Annotated in this window: 18 protein-coding genes; 6 read left to right on the top strand and 12 right to left on the bottom strand. The window is 72.6% G+C overall.

Translation table 11 applies throughout. From position 1 onward, the window contains the following. Positions 1 to 112: 112 nt before the first annotated feature. The 7 genes from HUT10_RS00945 to HUT10_RS00915 form a co-directional block, all read right to left on the bottom strand. Positions 113 to 1705: an alpha/beta hydrolase gene (locus HUT10_RS00945; RefSeq protein ID WP_176177612.1), complete on the bottom strand. Its 1593-nt coding sequence runs from the start codon at positions 1703 to 1705 to the stop codon at positions 113 to 115. A 141-nt stretch (positions 1706 to 1846) separates the two neighbouring features. After that, positions 1847 to 2269 carry a nitroreductase family deazaflavin-dependent oxidoreductase gene (locus tag HUT10_RS00940; protein ID WP_176177611.1) on the bottom strand — a complete coding sequence of 141 codons (423 nt, stop codon included), beginning with the start codon at positions 2267 to 2269 and terminating at the stop codon, positions 1847 to 1849. 46 nt (positions 2270 to 2315) lie between these two features. Continuing rightward, positions 2316 to 3293 (bottom strand): L-histidine N(alpha)-methyltransferase, encoded by a 978-nt coding sequence (gene egtD / locus HUT10_RS00935; RefSeq protein WP_176169435.1) that lies wholly within the window; start codon positions 3291 to 3293, stop codon positions 2316 to 2318. Further along, a complete protein-coding gene (gene egtC / locus HUT10_RS00930; RefSeq protein WP_176169434.1) occupies positions 3290 to 4108 on the bottom strand; it encodes an ergothioneine biosynthesis protein EgtC in 819 nt (272 codons plus the stop codon). Before egtC ends, egtD begins: the two co-directional genes overlap by 4 nt. A gap of 4 nt (positions 4109 to 4112) precedes the next feature. Further along, positions 4113 to 5450: an ergothioneine biosynthesis protein EgtB gene (egtB, locus tag HUT10_RS00925; RefSeq protein ID WP_176169433.1), complete on the bottom strand. Its 1338-nt coding sequence runs from the start codon at positions 5448 to 5450 to the stop codon at positions 4113 to 4115. Beyond that, on the bottom strand, positions 5447 to 6709 hold the full coding sequence (locus HUT10_RS00920; RefSeq protein WP_176177610.1) for a glutamate-cysteine ligase family protein: 1263 nt from the start codon (positions 6707 to 6709) through the stop codon (positions 5447 to 5449). Before HUT10_RS00920 ends, egtB begins: the two co-directional genes overlap by 4 nt. Before the next feature lie 129 nt (positions 6710 to 6838). Continuing rightward, a complete protein-coding gene (locus HUT10_RS00915) occupies positions 6839 to 7765 on the bottom strand; it encodes a LysR family transcriptional regulator (protein WP_176169432.1) in 927 nt (308 codons plus the stop codon). Between the two features lie 120 nt (positions 7766 to 7885). Here HUT10_RS00915 and HUT10_RS00910 point away from each other — a divergent pair, with 120 nt between their 5' ends. Next, positions 7886 to 9079, top strand: a complete 1194-nt coding sequence (locus tag HUT10_RS00910) for a Glu/Leu/Phe/Val dehydrogenase (protein ID WP_176169431.1) — start codon at positions 7886 to 7888, stop codon at positions 9077 to 9079. Here HUT10_RS00910 and pip read toward each other — a convergent pair. The 5 genes from pip to HUT10_RS00885 all read right to left on the bottom strand — a co-directional run bounded on the left by pip (position 9069) and on the right by HUT10_RS00885 (position 13265). Next, a complete protein-coding gene (gene pip, locus HUT10_RS00905) occupies positions 9069 to 10016 on the bottom strand; it encodes a prolyl aminopeptidase (protein WP_176169430.1) in 948 nt (315 codons plus the stop codon). The genes HUT10_RS00910 and pip overlap by 11 nt on opposite strands. Positions 10017 to 10095: 79 nt before the next feature. Further along, positions 10096 to 10824 carry an ESX secretion-associated protein EspG gene (locus HUT10_RS00900; RefSeq protein ID WP_176169429.1) on the bottom strand — a complete coding sequence of 243 codons (729 nt, stop codon included), beginning with the start codon at positions 10822 to 10824 and terminating at the stop codon, positions 10096 to 10098. A gap of 25 nt (positions 10825 to 10849) precedes the next feature. Continuing rightward, the gene (locus HUT10_RS00895) at positions 10850 to 12214 is read right to left on the bottom strand and encodes a hypothetical protein (protein ID WP_176169428.1); all 1365 of its coding nucleotides are present in this window, start codon (positions 12212 to 12214) and stop codon (positions 10850 to 10852) included. Between the two features lie 3 nt (positions 12215 to 12217). Next, positions 12218 to 12829, bottom strand: a complete 612-nt coding sequence (locus HUT10_RS00890; protein ID WP_254896600.1) for a DUF3558 domain-containing protein — start codon at positions 12827 to 12829, stop codon at positions 12218 to 12220. A 40-nt stretch (positions 12830 to 12869) separates the two neighbouring features. Further along, positions 12870 to 13265 carry a PE domain-containing protein gene (locus HUT10_RS00885; RefSeq protein WP_176169426.1) on the bottom strand — a complete coding sequence of 132 codons (396 nt, stop codon included), beginning with the start codon at positions 13263 to 13265 and terminating at the stop codon, positions 12870 to 12872. A 183-nt stretch (positions 13266 to 13448) separates the two neighbouring features. On the opposite strand from HUT10_RS00885, the gene HUT10_RS00880 reads away from it, so the two are divergent. The 5 genes from HUT10_RS00880 to HUT10_RS00860 all read left to right on the top strand — a co-directional run bounded on the left by HUT10_RS00880 (position 13449) and on the right by HUT10_RS00860 (position 18642). Beyond that, positions 13449 to 14030 carry a TetR/AcrR family transcriptional regulator gene (locus tag HUT10_RS00880; RefSeq protein ID WP_176169425.1) on the top strand — a complete coding sequence of 194 codons (582 nt, stop codon included), beginning with the start codon at positions 13449 to 13451 and terminating at the stop codon, positions 14028 to 14030. Positions 14031 to 14229: 199 nt separating this feature from the next. After that, positions 14230 to 15567 carry a hemolysin family protein gene (locus HUT10_RS00875; protein ID WP_176169424.1) on the top strand — a complete coding sequence of 446 codons (1338 nt, stop codon included), beginning with the start codon at positions 14230 to 14232 and terminating at the stop codon, positions 15565 to 15567. Further along, the gene (locus HUT10_RS00870) at positions 15564 to 16607 is read left to right on the top strand and encodes a hemolysin family protein (RefSeq protein ID WP_176169423.1); all 1044 of its coding nucleotides are present in this window, start codon (positions 15564 to 15566) and stop codon (positions 16605 to 16607) included. Before HUT10_RS00875 ends, HUT10_RS00870 begins: the two co-directional genes overlap by 4 nt. Further along, positions 16604 to 17479, top strand: a complete 876-nt coding sequence (locus tag HUT10_RS00865; RefSeq protein WP_176169422.1) for a 3-methyladenine DNA glycosylase — start codon at positions 16604 to 16606, stop codon at positions 17477 to 17479. The genes HUT10_RS00870 and HUT10_RS00865 overlap by 4 nt, the downstream gene beginning before the upstream one ends. Before the next feature lie 116 nt (positions 17480 to 17595). Next, entirely contained in the window at positions 17596 to 18642 is a 1047-nt protein-coding gene (locus HUT10_RS00860) for a hypothetical protein (RefSeq protein ID WP_176169421.1), read from the top strand. Positions 18643 to 18950 lie beyond the last annotated feature (308 nt).

Raw genomic sequence — 18950 nt, 5'->3', positions numbered from 1 at the left:
ACTGTCCGCCGGCATGTGCCGCTCACCTCGCTTCCCGTGTTCGTCGATGATCAACTCCGCCAGCGTAGCCGGTCCCGCGGCCCGGGGAAGGGCCGCGGGACCGGGCTCACACTCAGAACGGCTGGACGTTCGGCTGGAACACCTGCCCGTTCGACGGCACCTTCAGGTCGGTCAGGTAGTCCGCCACGGCCTGGTCGACACCGAGGGCGTCACCGAGGATGCAGTGGCCGAACGCGTCGACCGACAGCAGCCGGCTGTTGCCGAGCTCGGCCGCCATCCGCTGGGCGAACTTGTACTGCGTGGCCGGGTCGTAGAAGTTGCCGACCACGACCACCGGGACGTCGGTCTTGGCCCGCCACGGGCCGCGGTAGGCGTCCGGCTTCTTCGCCGGCCACACCGGGCAGGCCGCGGTGTCCGAGAACACCTGGTACCGGCCGAAGGTCCGCGACTCGCGCTCCCACTTCGCGGCGATGTCCGGCACCTGCTCCTGCCTGATCCGGAACGGCTTGTCCGAGCAGTTGACGGCGAAGTAGGAGTCGTCGCTGGTGTAAGGGCTGTCCGGCCTCAGGTCGGCCAGGCCCCGATGACCGGTGGCGAGCGCCTTCAGCGGCCGGGGCTGCAGCGACTGCGCCTGCGCCGACGGGTGGATCGCGGTGTAGTACGTCTGCAGCCAATCGGCCAGGGCGGCGAACGCACCCGGGCTGTAGAGGACGCTCGAAACCGTGCCGGTGAACCCGCTGATGTCGAGCGAGCCGCCGCCGGGGAGGGTGATCGGCTGCTTGCGCAGGTACTCGCGCAGCTCGTCGAACTTCGCGCGCGGGTTGCCGTCGCTGAACGCGCACTTGTCGCCCACCTGGTCACAGCGCTTCAGGAAGCCGTCCAGCGCGATCTCGAAGCCCTGCGCGCGCTCGCGGTCGTACTCCACGCCGTCGCTGGTGCGCAGCTCCGGGTCGACGTTGCCGTCGATCACGATCGCCCGCGACTGCTTCGGGAACATCGCCGCGTACGTCGAGCCGATCAGCGTCCCGTAGGAGAAGCCGACGTAGTTCAGCTTCCGGTCGCCGACCGCCGCGCGCAGCGTGTCGAGGTCGCGGACGACGTCCTTGGTGGACATGTGGTTCAGCAGCGCGCCGGCGTTGTTCTTGCAGAACCGGCCGTAGTCGCGGTAGCTGGCGAGCGTGCCCGAGATTTCGGCGCGCGAAATCGGCACGCCGATCTGGGCGGCGAAGACCTCGTCCGCGTCCTCCTGGGTGGTGAAGCAGCGCAGCGGGTTGCTGTCACCGACCCCGCGCGGGTCGAAGCCGATCAGGTCGAAGCGGTCGAGCACCTGCGGCCGGAAGATCGCCTCGCCGGCGATCGGCAGGGTCAGGCCCGGGCCGCCGGGGCCACCCGGGTTGAGGAACAGCGACCCGACCCGCTGGCCGGGCGTGCGGGCGGCCCGCTTGAGCAGCGCGATGTCGATGGTGCCCAGCGACGCGTTGTCGTGGTCGATCGGCACGCGGTAGCGCGCGCAGCTGTAGAACCCGACCTGGTCGGCGGGCACGCCGGCGAGGACGTCGCTCGCGCAGGTGCCCCAGGCCACGGCCGGGGTCGCGCCGACGGCGGCGGGCCGGACGGCCGCGTCTTCGGCCGCGGCGGCGGTCCCGGACGGCCCGGCCAGCCCCACGCCGGCCACGAGCGCCCCCACCAGTGCGAACGCTCGCACCCGGCTCTGAGTGGATCTCGGCAAGACGTCTCCTCCCTCAGGGTCACGCAGTCGCCGCGCGCACGGCGTCACGGCGCGTTACCCGGGTGAGACTGGCACAAAGCGGTGAATCCCGGCACCGGCCGATCGGATGGTCAGGGCCTATCGACCCACCCGCGCGAGGACGAAAACCGGCAACGGCCGCGCCGCCTCGCGCTGCTCCATCGCATACCCCGGCCAGAAGTCCAGCAGCTCGCTCCACATCCGGTCGTACTCCTCGCCGTCCAGCTCCCGGGCGACGACTTCGACCGGCTTCCCGGCCAGCGCGACCTGGCACTTCGGGTTCGCCCGCAGGTTGAGCGCCCACGCCGGGTCGTGGGAGCGGCCCCAGTTGGACGCGGTCAGCACGAAGCCGTCGCCACGCGGGTAGTAGAGCAGGTTGGTGCTGCGGGGCAGCCCGCTCTTGCGGCCGGTCGTGGTCAGCCGCAGCGACGGCAGCCCGGCGAGCGCCACGAGGCTCACCCGGCCGCCGAACGCCTTGTGCAGTTTCGTGTCCGCCCAGACCACGAACCGGGCGGTGCGCATCAGCCACGGTTTGGTGCCGGCGGCCCGGGCGAGGGCCCGGAGAGGATTAGCCACGCACGGATTTTGCCAGGCTCACCCCGAACCGCTGCTGGGAGTCGGTCCACCAGTGCTCGAGCGCGAAGCCGGCCGCGGCCAGCTCGGCCTCGACGCCGCCGGGGCGGAACTTGGCCGAGATCTCGGTCCGGACGTGCTCCCCCGCGGCGAAGGTCACCGTGAGGTCCGCGCCGGGGATCTCGACGGTCAGGTCCCGCCGGGCGCGCAGCCGCATCTCGATCCACTCGTTTTCGGCGTCCCAGTACGAGACGTGCTCGAACTCGTCGAGGTCGAAGTTCGCGCCGAGCCGGGCGTTGATCACCCGCAGCACGTTCTTGTCGAACTCCGCTGTCACGCCGGCCGCGTCGTCGTAGGCGCGTTCGAGGATGGCGGCGTCCTTGACCAGGTCGGTGCCGAGCAGCAGCCACTCCCCCTCGTCCAGGACCTCCCGCACGGACCGCAGGAAGGTCGCGCGTTCGGCGGGCAGGAAGTTGCCGATCGTGCCGCCGAGGAAGGCGACCACCCGCGGCTGCCCGTCCGGCAGCAGGTCCAGGTGCTGGGTGAAGTCGCCGACGACCCCGCGGACCGCCAGCCCCGGGTAGTCCTTCGAGATCGCCTCGGCCGCCTCGGCCAGCGCGGATTCGGAGACGTCGAGCGGGACGAACGCCTCCAGGGTGCCGTGGCCGGTGAGGGCGTCGAGCAGCAGCCGGGTCTTCTCGCTGGATCCCGAGCCGAGTTCGACGAGCGTGTGCGCCTCGGTGAGCTTCGCGACGTCGCCGGCGTGCGCGGCCAGCACTTCGCGCTCGCTGCGGGTCGGGTAGTACTCCGGCAGCTGGGTGATCTTCTCGAACAGCTCGCTGCCGTCGGCGTCGTAGAACCACTTGGGCGGCAGCCACTTCTGCGCCGCGGTCAGCCCGGCGACGACGTCGGCGCGCAGCTCCGCGGTGACGGCGTCGCCGGAGCGGTGGTGGTCGAGATCGACTTCGGTCATGAGAGCTCCTGGGTCAGGGGAAGCAGGTCGACGCCGGCCGCGGTGGCGCGCACGGCGTGGTGGTCGGGGACGGGCCGCCAGCGCGGGTCACCGTCGAAGGGTTCGGACGCCAGCCACACGTTGCTTCCGGGGGTTCCGGGTGGCGGAGCCCCCGGCCCGGGGCGAAGCCCCGGCACAACACTGCCGGCCGGGGTCTCCAGCACGGACAGCGCGTGCGTCCAAGTGGTGCCGATGAGGGTCGAGCCGTCGGTGAGCAGGAAGTTCAGCCGCGAGCCGGGCGCGGCCGCTTCGACGGCGAGGGTCAGCTCCGCCACCGCCGTCAGCGGATCCTCGCCCGTGGCCAGCCGGGCCCGCAGCAGCGCCCACAGCACCACCGAGTCGGTGGGTGCCTCCAGCGTGAGCAGCTCGGTGACCGGCAGGGTCTTGGCCAGTTCGGCCAGCGAGTCCGGGTAGCCGCGGACGACGCCGTTGTGGCTGAACAGCCAGGGCCCGGCGGTGAACGGTGCCGCGGCCGCCTCGGTCACCGGCAGGCCGGTGGTGCCGTTGCGGATGGCGGCGACGAACGCGCCCGTGGTCACCGCCGCGGCCAGCGGCGGCAGCGTCTCGTCCGTCCACAGTGGAGTCGACCGGCGGTGGCGCAGCGGCGGAGAGCCCGGGCCGGGGTACCAGCCCAGCCCGAACCCGTCGGCGTTGACCGAGCCGCCGCCGCGCATGTCCGCCGGCGCGTAGGACTGCACCAGCAGCGCGTGCGGGGCGCGGAAGAGCGCCTCGGCGGGCGAGACGGGCCCGCCGAGGTAGCCGATGTGGCGGCACATGCGCCTACCCCACCTCGCCGGGGGCCGCGTCGCGGGTGGTGCGGAAGCCGGCGAAGATCTGCCGCCGGATCGGGTAGTCCCAGTTGCGGAAGGTGCCCCGGATGGCCGCCGCGTCGGTGCCGAACGACCCGCCGCGCAGCACCTTGTACTCCGGCCCGAAGAAGACCTCCGAGTACTCCCGGTACGGGAAGGGCGCGAAGCCCGGGTAGCCGTGGAAGTCGGTCGACGTCCACTCCCAGACGTCCCCGATCAGCTGGTGCACGCCGGTCGGCGACGCGCCGGCCGGGTACGCCCCCGCCGGCGCCGGGCGCAGGTGCCGCTGGCCGAGGTTGGCGTGCTCGGCCGTCGGTTCGTCGTCACCCCACGGGAACCGGCGCGACCGGCCGGTCGCCGGGTCGAACCGGGCCGCCTTCTCCCACTCGGCCTCGGTCGGCAGCCGCCGCCCGGCCCAGGCCGCGTACGCCTCGGCTTCGTAGTAGGAGACGTGCACGACCGGCTCGTCGGCCGGGACGCGCTCGTAGCCGCCGAACCGGGTCCGCCACCAGCCGTCCTGCTCCCGATTCCAGAACCGCGGCGCGGTGATGGAGTTCTCGGTCCGGTAGGCCCAGCCCGCCGGGCTCCACCACTGCTCGTCGTCGTAGCCGCCGCCGTCGAGGAACTCGGCGTACGCACCACCCGTCACCGGGACCGTGTCCATCCAGAACGCGTCGACGGCGATCTCGTGCGCCGGGCGCTCGTTGTCCAGCGCCCACGGCTCGGCCGACGTGCCCATCGTGAACGCCCCGCCCGGCACCAGCACCTCGGACGGCAGCGCGCCGGACCGCGCGGGCGGCGGCTCGGGCGCGTGCAGCACCGGGTCGCCCTTGCGCAGCTGGTGGGTGGCCAGCATCGTCTCGTCGTGCTGCTGCTCGTGCTGGGTGATCATGCCGAACGCGAACGCCTGCTCGGTCAGCCGCCGCCCCTCCAGGGGCGCGTGCTCCAGCACGTCGAACGCCTTTTCGCGGACCTGCTTGACGTACGCGCGTGCCTCGGCCGGGCCCAGCAGGGGCAGCTCCGGCCGGTCGGCGCGGGCGTGCTGGAAGGCGTCGTAGATGTCGTCGATGTCCGGGCGCAGCGGCTCCCGGCCGCCGACGTCGCGGACCAGCCACAGCTCTTCCTGGACGCCGATGTGCGCCAGGTCCCAGACCAGCGGCGACATCAGCTTCGAATGCTGGCGGACCAGGTCTTCGTCGTCGACCGCGTCGGTCAGCGCGATGCTGCGCGCCCGGGCTCGCGTCAAGGCCTCCGCCGCGCGGGCGCGCAGGTCCTGTGCGCTCAGGTCGTGCAGTGCTTCCGTGCTCATGCTTCGCTCCTCGATCGGTACGCGCGCCCCAGCACGCTCTCGCTGATCTCGGTGATCGTCTCCGCCGCCAGCCCGGTCGCGCCCAGCTCGGCGCACCCGAGGTCGGCCAGTGCCGCGGCCGCGGTTGCCAGTTCCGGGTCGGCCAGGCCGCGGTGCGCCGCGGTGGTCCACCGGTCCGCCACCGGTGCGCAGAGCTCGCGCACCTTGTCCACTGTGGACGGGCGGGCCAGCAGCGCGCACACCAGCGCGACCGGGGCCAGCCACTCGTCCGGCGGTTGCGCGTCGAGGTACCGGATCTCCAGGTACCCCTGCGGGCGGACCGGGGTGAACATCGTGGTCAGGTGGTAGTCGAGGTCCGCCTCCGTCGGCCGCGGCAGCAGCGCCGCCGCGCCCCGGCCGTCGATCCAGTCGGCGAACGTCAGCCCGTCGGGGGCGTCCCACGGCCGGTCGCCGCGGGGCAGCACCATCAGGGGGACGTCCATCAGGCGCCCGGCCCACGCCCGCGCCGGGTCGCCGCCCGCCACGGCGGCCGTGCGCGTGCGCACCGCTTCCGTGTCGTGCACCGCCAGCCAGCGGGCCGAGGCGTGCCCGGTGTCGCGGCCGGCGTGGACGCGGGAGTTGGCGAACAGGGCGAGCAGCGGCGGGCCCATCGCGTGCGCGGCCGCCCACCGCGCGGCGTAGTGCTCCGGCTCCCCCGCGTCGACGCAGACCTGCAGGCCGGCGGTGCTGCACATCATGGTCAGCCCGCCGGGGCCGATCGGCGCGAACCGGCGCTCCATCGCCGCGTACCGCGGGGTGTGCAGGAGGCGGCGGGGCGCGCGGTGGCCGTCGATGCCCGATTCGCCGAGGACGAGGCCGTGGCGGGCGAGGCGGTCACGCAGGTGGTGGAGGTCGGCCGTGACGACTGCGGCGAGTTCGCGCAGGGAGGCCTGGGGAAGAGCGGAAATCTCGACCTGGCACCCGGGTTCGAGGCTCACGGGCGAGCCGGCCGGGAGGGGTGCGGCGGGGCTGCCGGGGCGGAGCGTCCGCGGGGTGTGCGGACCCAGCGCCGCGGCGAGGACGTCGGGATCGAGGGGTCTGGCCGGGTCGTCGGCATGGTGCACGGTGAACTCCAGCTCCACGCCGGTCAGGCGGGGTGGCCCGTGCTTGAAACACACCGATGCGACGTACGCCTCGCCGGCCGCGCGGTCCGCCAGGACCCGCGCGGTGCGGTTCGACGCACTACCCGACTTTTCGGGAAAATCGTGCACCGTGGACACCTCAGTCATGTCCGTTCCTGTTCCGGGTAGGGGAACTTCTCGCCTTCGGACGCTACACGCGGGGTACGACAAAATCAGGGCGGATCTTGCGGTGCGGGAGGTGTTCACCACCCTGTAAGAAGTCCCTGATCAGGGCAAAGCGGGTTCGGTGCCGAGTCCGAGCTCGGCCGCGGAGGCCCGCACGGCGTCGATCACCAGGTGCAGCGCGGGCCGCCGGAACGCGGTGCGCCGGTAGGCGATCGACACCGTCCGCAGCAGCGGCGTGGTGAGCGTGACGACGTCGATCCCGGGCGGCCGCAGCAGCCGCAGGCCCAGGTCGGACACGAGGGTGATGCCGAGCCCGGCGCCCACCATCGCCATCGCCGTCGACTGCTCCTCGACCTCGTGGTTGATCTTCGGCGCGAAGCCGTGGCGCTGGCAGGCGGTGCGCATCGCGCGGCCGAAGTGCGACTTGGGGCTGGCCAGGATCCACGGGTGCTCGGCCAGCTCGTCCAGCGACGCCGCACCCGAGGGCACCGCACCCCGCGGCACCGCGGCGTGCAGCCGTTCGACGGCCACGACCGCGCGTTCCAGCCCGGCGTCCCACGGCGTCGGCGCGTCGGAGTAGTCGATGACGAACGAAAGGTCGAGGCGGCCGTCCCGGACCGCTTCGGCGGTGTCTTCGGGTGCCAGCTCGCGGGTGCGCACCTCGATGCCCGGGTGCTCGCCGGCCAGCGCGGTCAGCGCCGTCGGCAGCAACCCGGAGGCCACCGACGCCCAGACCCCGGCGGTCAGCCGGACCGTGCGGTCCTCCTGGGCCTCCTCGAGGGCGAGCGTGGCGCGCTCGACCGAGCCGAGGATCTCTTCGGCGTGCTCGGTGAGCAGGGTGCCGAGCTCGGTCAGCTGGACACGCCGGCCGAGCCGTTCGAACAGCTTCGCACCCACGTCCCGTTCGAGCTGCGCAAGCTGCTGCGACACCGCCGAAGCGGTGTAGTGCAGTGCCGCGGCCGCCGCCGTGACGGTGCCCCGGCGGTGCAGCTCGCGCAGCATCCGCAAGCGGTGCAACGAAAGCTCCATACATAAAACTTAAACGAGATCGTGCAGCAGCGTTAAATGGACGGGCGGGCCACCGGGGGCGCACGCTCGTGGTGGCGGTCACGAGGCCGCCCCCGGACTTCCCTGGAGGTGAGTGGCCTGATGACCCCCGCCCCGCCACTGATGCGGCTCACGTGGACCGATCCCGTCACCGGCGCGCCCGGCTACCTGGTCGTGCACAGCCTGGTCTCGGGGGTCGCCACCGGCGGCACCCGGATGCGGGCCGGCTGCACGATGACCGAGGTCGAAGACCTCGCGCGGGGCATGGCCAACAAGACCGCCACCTTCAACCTGCCGGTCGGCGGGGCCAAGGGCGGGATCGACTTCGACCCCAAGGACCCGCGCGCGTTCGACGTGCTCAAGCGCTTCTGCGCGTTCCTGCGGCCGTGGCTGGACGCGCACTGGGTGACCGCGGAGGACCTCGGCGTGCCGCAGCACCTGATCGACTCCGTGTTCGCCGAGCTCGGGCTGGAGCAGTCGTACCACGCGGCGATCCGCCGTTCGGCCGACCCGGCGCGCACCCTGCGCCGGGTGCAGGCGGGCCTCAACGCGCCGGTGCCCGGCGGGCTGCTGCTCGGCGACGTCGTCGGCGGCTACGGCGTGGCGCAGGCGTGCCTGGGCGTCGCGGCGGCGTGGGACTGGGACGTGCGCGAGACCACGGTGGCCATCCAGGGCATCGGCACCATGGGCGGCGGCGCGGCCTGGTACCTGCACGAAGCCGGGGTCAAGGTGGTCGCGGTGGCCGACGCCGCGGGCACCCTGTACGACCCGGCCGGCCTCGACGTCCCGGCGCTGCTGGAGCTGCGCGACCGGTTCGGGGAGGTCGACCGGTCCCGGCTGCCCGCCGGCGTGCGGTCGCTGCCGCGGGAGACGATCGTCGGGATCGACGCGGACATCTTCGTGCCGGCCGCGATCTCCTACGCGCTGCGGCCGGACAACGAGAGCGCGGTCAAGGCCAAGGTGGTCGTCGAAGCGGCCAACGCCGCGACCACCCCGGAAGCGGAGGCCGCGCTGTCGGCCCGCGGGATCGCGGTGGTGCCGGACTTCGTCGCCAACGCGGGCGCGGCGGCCTGGGCGTGGTGGCTGCTGCTGGGCGAGGTCGGCGCGGACCCGGCCGACTCGTTCCTGCGGCTGCGCACCGAAATGCAGGCGAAGATCGCCCTGCTGCTGGCCGAGTGGAACATGGACCGGCTCCCCCTGCGCCTCACCGGGCTCCGGCTGGCCGAGACCAACCGCGCCCGGCGCGCCGAAGCCGCGCTCGCCCCGGAAGGCGAGCCGGGGCTGCTCATCCCCTGAGCGCGAAGCGGTCGGTCGCGCCGATCAGGACGTCCTGCATCGACGCGGCCGACACCGTGTGCCCGACGTCGTCCAGCATGACCAGCTCGCTGCCCGGCCACGCGTGGTGCAGCAGCCAGGGCGTGCCGACCAGGTTGCTCGTGTCGAGCACGCCCTGCGCCAGCACCGCGGGGATGCCCGCGAGCTTGCCTGCCTCGCGCAGGATTTCGCCGTCCGGGAGGAACGCGCGGTTGCTGAAGTAGTGCGTGACGAGCCGGGCGAAGCAGAGCCGGTAGGCCGGGTCCTCGAAGTCGTCGTGCGGCGGGACACCGGGGAGCATCGCGTCTTCCCAGGCGCACCACCCTTCGGCCGCCTTGTGGTGCACTGCGGGGTCCGGGTCCATCAGGAGGCGGTGGTAGGCCGCGGACAGGTCGCCGTCGCGCTCGCTTTCCGGGACGCCTTCGCGGAACTGGGCGAAGCCCTCCGGGAAGTAGGCGCCGAGGCCGCGGATGAGCAGCTCGATCTCGAGGTACCGGTCGGTCGCCAAGCCCATCAGCACGATTTCGCTGACGCGCTCGGTGTGGCGCAGCGCGTAGGCCAGGCTGAGCACCGAGCCCCAGGAACCGCCGAACAGCAGCCACTTTTCGATGCCGAGGTGGGTGCGGAGGCGCTCGAAGTCGGCCACCAGGTGGTCGGTGGTGTTGGCGGACAGGTCGGCGACCGGGGCACCGGCGTGCGGGGTGCTGCGGCCGCAGCCGCGCTGGTCGGCCAGCACGATCCGGTAGCGCGCGGGGTCGAAGAACCGGCGGACGTTCGCCGAGCAGCCGGAGCCGGGGCCGCCGTGCACGACGAGCGCCGGCTTGCCGTCGGGGTTCCCGCAGGTCTCCCAGTACATCGCGTGGCCGTCGCCGACGTCGAGCAGGCCGTGGTCGTACGGTTCGATCTCGGGGTACAGCATCGGCGCGTCCTTCCGGCGAGAAATACAACAGCGCTGTCACATTAGCGCGGCGGACCGCCCGACGCACCGGTTTTCCGGGTCAGACCAGGGTGCCGGCCAGCTCGGCGAGCGTGCCGGCCAGCTCCTGCGGGCCGGCCGGGCCGATGTGGATGACGGCGTCGTCGCCGGCGCCGGTGGTGTAGCTGAGGTAGCGGCCCCAGTCGGTGTCGGCGTAGTGCAGCGGCTGCTGCAGGCAGGTGTGTCGGCCGACGTCGTCCCGACGGCCGACGTAGAGCTCCCCGCTGCCGGAGACCGGGCGCTGCACGAGGCTGACGACGTCGGCGATGGCCGGGTCGAGCGGGTAGGCGGCCTGCCCGCGGCGGGCCGCCTCGGTCAGGTCCGCCACCCGGACGGTCCGCGGGTGTCCCCCGCCGGGCCCGACCGGCGGCAGCTGCTCGACGAGCGACTCGGCCAGCCGGTTCCGGTCGATCTCCTGCACACCGACGTGCGTGCCGTCGGAAACGGCCAGGACCGCCTGCAGCCCCTTCGCGGCGGCGAGCACCCCGTAGGTCTGACCGCCGGTGCCGACCCAGCCGTAGCACTCCCGCGTGGGGCTGACCAGCAGCGGAAGCCAGTCGAGGAAGTCGACGCTGGCCCGCCCGCGGGCATCGACCAGGCCGGCCTCGGCGAGCGCGGCGTCGACCCGCTTGCCGGCCTCCTCGCGCTCGACGTCCGAGAGCCACAGCGGCTCCGGGCGCAGGGTGAGGTGGAGCTGGCCGACCTGCTCGCGGTCGGCCAGCGCGGCCAGCGCCTCGACCGGAAGGTCCACCCGGCCTGTACCCACGTCCACCCGCCTATTCGCCGATGACCGGCGGACTGGTCCGCTGGTCGGTGCCGAAGATCGCGTCCGGGTCCGCTTCGATCAGGAAGTCCGGCCGCTGGTGCTCCTCATCCTCGTCCCCCTCGCCGCGGCGACCGCCGGGGCCCATGGGCCCCATCTGCCCACCCCGGCCGGAAGCAGCCGACCTCGCCGCCGCGGCCTCCGCGGCGGCGGCGTTGCCGAGGCTCCCCATGCCGGAGCCGCGGCCGGAGCCGACGCCGCGTTCGCCCGGGTTGCTGCCGGTGCCGGATCCGGTGCCGGTCCCTGTGCCGGTTCCGGTACCGGTACCGGTGCCGGTGCCGGTGCCGCCTCGGCCGGTCGGGTCCAGGAGGCGGCTGCCGGCGTTGCTGTTGGGGCCGCGCCCGCCGGTGCTGGAGTTCGGGTCGTTCGGGTTGGGGTAGTTCGGGCCGTAGTTCGGGCCGCCGCCGGTGTTCGTGGGGTAGAAGTCGATGCCCCCGGTGTTCGGCGGGGTCTTGCCGGGCTGGTCGGTCTGGCCGGGCCGGGTCGGGATGGTGGGGACGGTCGGGCGGCCGGAGCCGGTGGTGTGGGTGTCGTCGCCGCCGGTGCCTCCGGTGCCGCCCGTTCCTCCGGTGCCGCCGGTGCCTCCCGTGCCTCCCGTGCCGCCGGTCCCGCCTGTGCCTCCGGTGCCGCCGGGCTTGTCACCGCCGCCGGTCTGCCCGGGGTCGAAGCCGGTGGTCGAGGTGCGGTCGTCGCCCCCGGAGTCGCTGCCGGGGTGGCCGGGCAGCCCCTTGCCGCGATCGGTCGGCTCGACGTGGCCGGGCGAGTTCGGCGTCTGGACGGAGATGGCCGCACCGTCGGACTCGAGGACGCCGTAGTCGGTCGGGAGCGAGGCCCGGGTGCCGCTGGTGACGTTGCTGTACTGGTCCATGACGCGGACGTTGGTCTCGTTGGCCGCGTTGTACTTGGCCATGCCCGCCTGGTAGGAGTCGATGTCGTCCTTGGCCATGAACGGCCCGGCGATCGGGATGGCGGCCTTGAGGCCGGTGGTCCAGGGGTTCGGCTTGTCCGGCTTCGGCGGAACTTCGACAACGGCATTGCTGGAGGAGTCGAAGACGGCGGCCTGGGTGTCGACGGAAACCTTGGTGATGTCGAGCGGCGCAGCAGTCTCGGCAAAAGCCTGTTCGAGCGGACCGGCTCCGGCGTTCGCCGCGTCGGCGGCGTCGCCGGACCAGGAGTTCACCATGCGCGACTGAAGCGCCTTGATGCTCGCGCCCCGTTCCATGTAGGCGTCGGACAGCGCCTGGACGGTCTCCGCCGTCTGCTGCAGCCCGGACGTGTCACCCTGCCTGAAGTTGTCGTAGATCTGCTTGCCGTCCACTCGTCATGCCCCCTTGAGTGTCTTGACCACACCGGCGGCCGCCTTCGCGGCCGCCGCACACGAATCGTCCTGGCCTTGGTACCCCTGGGCCTGCAAGCTGAAGGAAAGGTCGTCGGCGATGCCGACGACGAGCGCGCAGGTCCCCATCGGACGCTCGTCTTGGATGTCGGCGTAGACAGCCGGATAGCCCTCGACGGCCGGAGCAGGCTCCAGGAACTTCACGAACCTCTTCTGCCGGTAAGCGGCGTAGGTGCCGGCCAGTCCGCCTGTGCCCTGGTCGCGGTTGCCGGTGCCGAGGATCACCTGCAACCCGATGCCCTCGCCCTCGATCTTCCAGGAGCACGACGGTCCCGCGGCGGTCAACGGCGTGTTGCCTGCCGGTTTGTAATCGCCGCCCTCGGTGTACTTCATGGACGCGAGCAGGTCCTTGGGTATCACCGCGCACGTGTCCGAGACGTACTTCCCGGCGTCGAGCGGGGGCTGGGTCACCTTGGGCACATCCGGATCCACCGGCGGTGTGCCCGTCGAGGCCGAAGCGCTCGGCGCAGGCGACGCAGTCCCGCCGGTCGTCGGGGTACAGGCAGTCGCAAGTCCCGCGGATACGACCAGGGACACAGCGAGGACGCAGATTTTGCTTCGCACGAGGTTGGTTCGCCTATGCCTTGAAGGTGTCCGACAAGCCCTGGTCGGTGGCCACGGTCTTCGTCTGCGCCGCCTTGAGCTTCTTGATGTACTCCTGCGCGTACTTGCGCATGGAATCGTTCTGGCGCTGCAGCGCGGCGATCGACTCGCCGGTAGTCGAGGCGAAGCTGCCGCTGACGGCGTCTTCGCCCGGCGCGAGCTTCGGCGTGTAGACAAGGCTGCGGATCTTGTTCCCGTCTTCGACGATCTTGTCGAGGACGTCCTCCCACTGGCGGATCACCGCGGAGAGCTCTTCGGGGTCCATCTTGAACTGGCCACCCTTGCCCCCGCCGCCGTACACGCGGCCGGAGTTGCTGAAGACGTCTCCCCACAGCGCCTGTGCCGCCGCTCCGGCCTCACCGATGATCACGCCGCACCTTCCCCTCAGCTCACCCACCGTGATGGGGCAAACCTTAGCCAACCGTCTCACTCCGTGTCAGCGAAACGCCGCAACCTTCAGACGGTGGGGTCACCCGCGTGGTTCCCGGCACTCCCGGTCACAGTACGTACGTACGGATTGCGAGATCCCGGTCCGCGATGCCAGGATTTCAGGATGCCACGCGTAAGCCAGGATCACCTCGACGCACGCCGGCGCCAGATCCTCGACGGCTCGCGCGTCTGCTTCGCGCGCTACGGCTACGAAGGTGCCACAGTCCGGCGCCTCGAGGAAGCCACCGGGCTCTCGCGCGGGGCCATCTTCCACCACTTCCGCGACAAGGAGTCGCTCTTCCTCGCCCTCGCCGAGGACGATGCGCTCCGGATGGCCGACGTCGTCGCCGAACAGGGCCTCGTCCAGGTCATGCGTGACCTGCTCGCCGGGGGTGACCACCCCGCCGACTGGCTCGGGACGCGGCTGGAGGTCTCGCGGCGGCTGCGCACCGATCCCGAGTTCCGCGGCCGGTGGGCCGAGCGCTCCGAACAGCTCACCACCGCCACCCGGCTGCGGCTGCTGCGCCAGCGGGAAGCCGGGAACCTGCGCGACGACGTCGACGTCGACGTGCTCACCGCCTTCCTCGAGCTCGTCCTCGAGGGCCTCGTCTCGCACCTGGCCATGGGCCTGCCCGCCTCCGGGCTGGGGCCGGTGCTCGATCTCGTCGAAGAAACCGTGCGACGGCACCGGCCCGGCGGCGGATGAGCGCTCCGACACACCCGGGATGCCAGCGGCGGACGCAAAAGACACGTTAAGCTGATCCCCATATCCGCAGTACACGCCGATTTCTTGCTAGGAGTGACCGTTTCGTGCGCGCAGCGCAGTCACCCGGTGACAGTACCGGGCCGGGTGACCGACCCGGCTGTCCGATAGGTTCGTCCCCCGCCACCGAGGCGGGTGCGGAATGACCCAAGTCCTCCTCGCCGTGGGCGGCGTCCTCCTCTTCGTGCTGCTGACGATCGGCACCGGGCTCGCCGTCGCGGCCGAGTTCTCGCTGACCGCGCTCGAACGCAGCACCGTCGAGGCCAACGTCCGCCAGGTCGGCGACCGCCGCGCGCTGACCGTCCAGAAGGCGCACCGGACGCTGTCGTTCCAGCTCTCCGGCGCCCAGGTCGCGATCACCCTCACCACGCTGATCACCGGGTACCTGGCCGAGCCGCTGATCGGCGAGCTCGTCCGGCCGCTGCTGACCGCGGTCGGGCTGCCCGCCGGGTTCGCCGGGGGCGCGTCGATCGTGCTCGCCCTGGTCATCGCCACCTCGCTGTCGATGATCCTCGGCGAGATGGTCCCGAAGAACCTGGCGATCGCCCGGCCGCTGCCGACCGCGCGCGCGGTCGCCGGCTACCACTCGCGGTTCTCCGCGCTCTTCCGCTGGCTCATCACGCTGATGAACAACAGCGCGAACTTCCTCGTGCGCAAGTTCGGCGTCGAGCCGCAGGAGGAGCTGCGGTCCGCGCGCTCGCCGCAGGAACTGGGCTCGATCGTGCGGTCCAGCGCCGAAAGCGGCACGCTCGACACGTCCACGGCCGAGCTGCTCGACCGCTCACTGCGGTTCGGCGAGCGCACCGCCGAAGAACTGATGACCCCGCGCGTGCAGCTGGAGTCCCTCGCGATCGACGACACCGTCCAGGACCTGATCGAGATCTCCCGCCGCACCGGCTTTTCGCGGTTCCCGGTGCACGCCGAGGACCTCGACGACGTCCGCGGCGCCGTGCACGTCAAGCAGGCCTTCGCCGTGCCCGCCGCCGACCGGGCGGCCGTGCCGATCGGGTCGGTCATGCGGCCGGTCCCGACCGTGCCCGAGTCCCTGCCCGGCGACGACCTGCTGCTGCGCTTGCGCGACTCCCGCTTCCAGCTGGCCATCGTCGTCGACGAGTACGGCGGCACGGCCGGGCTGGTCACCCTGGAGGACGTCGTCGAGGAGATCATCGGCGACGTCCGCGACGAGCACGACGAGCGCGAGGCCCCGGCGTCGCAGCAGGTCGGCGCGGACAGCTGGCTGGTGTCCGGGCAGCTGCGCGCCGACGAGATCACCGACGTCACCGGCTTCCGGATGCCCGACGGCGACTACGAAACCATCGCCGGGCTGATCCTCGAACGGCTCGGCAAGATCCCCGCCGAGGGCGACGCCACCGAGGTCGACGGCTGGCTGCTCACCGTGACCGTGATGGACAAGCGCCGGATCGCCGAGGTCGAGGTCGCCCCGGTCCGCACCGCTCCGGAAGCCGAGGTGGCCTCGTGACCGACTGGCTGAACATCGCCCTCGTCGTGGTCCTGCTGCTGGCCAACGCCTTCTTCGTCGGCGCGGAGTTCACGTTGATCTCCTCGCGGCGGGACAGGCTGGAGGCGCTGCTGGAGCAGGGCAAGACCCGCGCGCAGATCGTCATCAACGCGAGCAAGCACGTCTCGCTGATGCTCGCCGGCGCGCAGCTGGGCATCACCATCTGCTCGCTGCTGCTCGGCCGCCTCGGCGAGCCCGCCATCGCCCACCGGCTGTCGGCGGCGTTCGACGCGGTGGGCCTGCCCGAGGCGCTGCTGCACCCGATCTCCTTCGCCATCGCGCTGGCGTTCATCACCGTGGCGCACGTGCTGATCGGCGAGATGGTGCCGAAGAACCTCGCCATCGCCGAGCCGGAGCGGCTGGCGCTGTGGCTGGTGCCGGTGCACGTGGCCTGGGTGAAGCTGGCCAACCCGTTCATCTGGCTGCTGAACTTCGTGGCCAACTCGCTGCTGCGCGCGGTCCGCATCGAGCCGAAGGACGAGCTGGAGACGGCCTACACCTCCGACGAGCTGGCCGAGCTGCTCAGCGAGTCGCGCCGCGAGGGCCTGCTGGACCAGTCCGAGCACCAGCGGCTCGCCCAGACGCTCTCGTCGGTGCAGAAGACCGTCGCCGACGTGCTGGTGCCCACCGCCGAACTGACCACGCTCCCCTGCGGGCCGACCGTCGGCGAGGTCGAGCGGGCCGTCTCGTCCACCGGGTTCTCGCGGTTCCCGGTGTGCACCGACGACGGGCGGCTGACCGGCTACATCCACGTCAAGGACATCCTCGACCTGGCCGGGCAGGACCCGGGCACGACCGTGCCGTCGTCGAAGACGCGCGCGCTCACCGAGCTGCGGGCCGACGCCCGGCTCGACGTCGCGCTGTCGGCCATGCGCAAGGAACGCAGCCACCTCGCGCGGGCGCTGGACGCGAACGGCAACGCCGTCGGCGTCGTCGCGCTCGAGGACCTCGTCGAGGAGTACGTGGGCACGGTGCGCGACGGCACCCACGTGGGCGCATGACCGAGGTGCTCGCCGAGCCGGACTGGCTGGCGCGGGAGGCGGCGCACGTCGCGCGGATGCGCCGGTGGACCGGCCCGCACCAGGAACGCCGGTCCCGTGGCGAGATGCACCCGGTGCTGGACTTCCTGTTCACCTACTACTCGTACCGGCCTTCGCACCTCGAGCGGTGGCAGCCCGGGCCCGGCGTCGCACTCGCCGGGCCCGCCGCCCGGCGCTTCCTGGACCGCAAGGGGTACGTCGAAACGCCCGACGGCGTGCTGCTCGATCCGGCGGCCTTCGGCGGGAACAAGGTGCGGACGGCCGAGTTCGTCCTCGGCCTGCTGACCGCGACGGCGTCCCGCTCACCCCGGCTGAGCTGCTTCGGGCTGCACGAGTGGGCGATGGTGTACCGCGAGCCTGCGGATTCGGTGCGGCACAACCAGGTGCCGCTGCGCCTGGGCTCGGCGGGGACGGACGCGGTCGTGGAGTCCCTGGACATCCGCTGCGGGCACTTCGACGCGTTCCGGTTCTTCACCGAGCCGGCGCGGCCGCTGAACGAGCTGGCGCCCTCGAGGGAGACGCAGGTCTCCCTCGAGCAGCCGGGGTGCCTGCACGCGAACATGGACCTGTTCAAATGGGCGTACAAGCTCGACCCGTTCGTGCCCGCGGAGCTGGTGGCGGACTGCTTCGAGCTGGCGGTCGAGATCCGGACGCTGGACATGCGGGCGAGCCCGTACGACCTGGCTTCCCTCGGCTACCCGCCGGTCCGGATCGAGACGGCGGCGGGCCGGGCCGAGTACGCCAGGGCCCAAGGGGAGTTCGCCCGCCGGGCGGCGCCGCTGCGTCATCGCCTGATTGCGCATTGCCATCGCCTGGTCAGCGCAGCACCCTGAGCACGGCCCACTGTGAGTCAGATTATTCTCTCTCCGATACTCACCTGTTAGGGTGATAACGGTTTGGTTGCATAGCAGCGCGTGCTTGACATGCGCTCACCCCGAAAGGATGACGGATGGGGCGACACTACCGGGACGAGGAGCCGGTGCCGCACCCTCAGGACCGCACGCCGCGCGTTCCCGCCGAGGGGCGCAGCGAGACTTCCGGCGCCTTCCGCACCCCGGGCCGCAGCTCCATCTCCGACGCGTTCGGCATCGCCCGGGTACCGGGTGAGTCCGCCGGCTCGGTGTTCTTCACGGAAGGGGCGCAGGCGCCCGGCTTCCCGCCCGCGGCCGACGGCCCGGCCCCGCGCCGGGGCGAGAAGACCCGCGGTCCTCGCCGCGGCGACGCTTCCGGCGCGCACCCGGTGACGAGCAGCGAGATCACCACGACGATCGCGCCGGGGCCCGCCGCCTATCCGGCCGCTGGTCCTCGCGCCTCCCGGCGTGGGGAGGCTTCCGGTTCGTACCCGGTCGCCGCGAGCGAGGCCACGGCCACGCGGTCGCCGCGCCGGGGTGAAGCCACCGGTGCGCACCCCGCCGCCGGTGCTGCCACCCGCCGCGGTGAGACCTCCGGCTCGTACCCGGTGGCGGGTGACGCCACGGCCACCCGTGCTTCTCGCCGTGGTGAGGCCTCCGGCTCGTACCCCACCGTCACCGGCGAAGCCGGCCGCCGAGGTGAGACCTCCGGCTCCTACCCGGTCGCCGCGGGCGACGCCACGGCCACCCGCGCCTCCCGCCGCGGTGAGACCTCCGGCTCATATCCCACCGTCGCCGGCGAAGCCGGCCGCCGCGGTGAGACCTCCGGCTCCTACCCGGTCGCCGCGGGCGACGCCACGGCCACCCGCGCCTCCCGCCGCGGCGAAGCCACCGGCGCACACCCCGCCGCCGACACCACCTCCCGCCGAGGGGAATCCTCCGGCGCCCACCCCGCCGCCCCAGCGACGCCACCGCTACCCGCTCCCCCCGCCGAGGTGAAGCGACCGGCGCACACCCTGCGGCCGCGGGCGAAGCCTCCGGTGCCCACCCGGCGGGCCGCGGGGACTCGGCGACCGGCGCCTTCGCCACCGCCGACCCCACCGCCCGCTCGCGCCGCAAGGGCGCCCCCGTTCCCGACCGCGTAGAAGCTCCCGGACGGCCCACCCGCGCGGGCCGCCGCGCCGAAGCCGCCGATCCCGCCGCACCCCGCTCGCGCCGCAAGAGCGGCAAGGCGCCCGCCGAAGCCGCCGCCGAGCGGACCGAGGTCATCACCCGGCAGGACGACGTCACCACCCGCGACGAGACCACCCCCGCCGAGGACACCGGCTCCCGAGCCGCCATCCGCAGCGAACGCACCGACTCCACCGGCCCGCACCGCGCCGGCCGCGACGACAGCACCGGACCGAACCGGACCGCCCGCAGCGAAGGCACCGGCTCGCACCGCATCGTCGGC

Origin of the sequence: Amycolatopsis sp. Hca4 (genome assembly GCF_013364075.1) — a bacterium.
Classification (GTDB): Bacteria; Actinomycetota; Actinomycetes; order Mycobacteriales; family Pseudonocardiaceae; genus Amycolatopsis.
This window is presented reverse-complemented; position numbering and strand designations above follow the sequence as displayed.